At 41.0% G+C, this 1,185-nt stretch carries 2 protein-coding genes, 1 tRNA gene and 1 pseudogene; 2 read left to right on the forward strand and 2 right to left on the reverse strand.

Translation table 11 applies throughout. The features are described from left to right. Window positions 1–110 (reverse strand): annotated as a pseudogene (gene mraW / locus GCCT14_RS05700) (16S rRNA (cytosine(1402)-N(4))-methyltransferase); the annotation flags it as partial. Between mraW and rsmH the strand changes: the two are divergent. Further along, window positions 82–780, forward strand: coding sequence for a 16S rRNA (cytosine(1402)-N(4))-methyltransferase RsmH (gene rsmH / locus GCCT14_RS05045; protein ID WP_420885389.1), 699 nt, complete (start codon window positions 82–84; stop codon window positions 778–780). The pseudogene mraW and the gene rsmH sit on opposite strands and share 29 nt — an antisense overlap. 61 nt (window positions 781–841) lie before the next feature. Here the strand turns inward: rsmH and GCCT14_RS05050 are convergent. Beyond that, window positions 842–928 (reverse strand) — tRNA-Ser (locus GCCT14_RS05050). Window positions 929–1,001: 73 nt separating this feature from the next. Here GCCT14_RS05050 and GCCT14_RS05705 point away from each other — a divergent pair. Next, a partial coding sequence (locus tag GCCT14_RS05705; protein ID WP_420885388.1) for a DnaB-like helicase N-terminal domain-containing protein occupies window positions 1,002–1,185 on the forward strand: 184 nt, incomplete at its 3' end.

Below are 1,185 nucleotides of genomic sequence, written 5' to 3' on the forward strand. Positions count from 1 at the left end.
TTAACTCGGTCTTCTAGACTGTGAAATGATATGACGGCGGCTGTTCCGTTTTCGTTTAATAATTGCGGAAGAAGTTCCAAAATTTTTTCTAATTGTTTTAGTTCCTGGTTTACTTCCGATTTTGCATCATTCGCAGAAACGGCTGTGAAAGACGCAAAAACGTTCGATTTTTTGCTTATGGATCTTGGTGTAAGCTCCTTCCAGCTAGACGACCCTGATCGGGGGTTTTCGTTTCGTTTTGGGGACGCCCTTCTTGACATGCGTATGAACCCAGAAGATTCCAGAGACGCTTTTTACATCTTGCACTCCTACTCAGAAAAAGAATTAAGTGATCTCTTTTTCAAAGGGGAGCTTCCAAGGTCCAGGCAAATTGCCAAACTGATATGTTCATATCGGAATCGGAAATCTATTAAAACGGTTGAAGATCTTCTCCAACTTGTGTCGCCAGTTCTAAAAAAAAATCGAAGCTTTCATCCAGCTACACTCCTATTTCAGGCTCTGCGCATGGAGGTAAACCAAGAATTAAAACAATTAGAAAAAATTTTGGAACTTCTTCCTCAACTATTAAAAGAAAACGGAACGGCAGCCGTCATATCATTTCACAGTCTAGAAGACCGAGTTGTTAAGAATTCCTTTCGTAATTTGAAGCAGAAGCAACTAGCAACCATACTAACTAAGAAGCCACTCACGGCTTCGCAGCAAGAAAAGAAGCACAACCCAAGAAGCAGGTCTGCAAAGATGCGCGTGATCAAATGTACTACTAATGCCATTCAGGATTGATATTTATTTTTTTGGTAATGAAAAGCATTACCTAAAACTGAGAATCTGGAATCGCGAAAAACGGAAAGAGTGGGATTCGAACCCACGGTACCCTAACGGATACGCATCCTTAGCAGGGATGTGCTTTCGACCACTCAGCCATCTTTCCAAAGCCGCTTGAGTGTGCCAGGAAAACCATTTTTCGTGTACCTTCGCCTATCCTTTACATAAGACAATTCAAAATGGATACTCCATCGAACTTTCCAAAAAAAGCTCTTCATTCACGAGATGCTGAAAAAGTCATCCTCGGCTGTTCGCTCTCAAATAGCAATATTCTTCAATCAGTCGCTTCAGAACTGGAGGAAATAGACCTCTTCTTCCCTGAACATCAATGTATTTTCCGAGTTTTAAAGCAGTTCTACATAA

This window comes from Candidatus Similichlamydia epinepheli, from assembly GCF_003056015.1.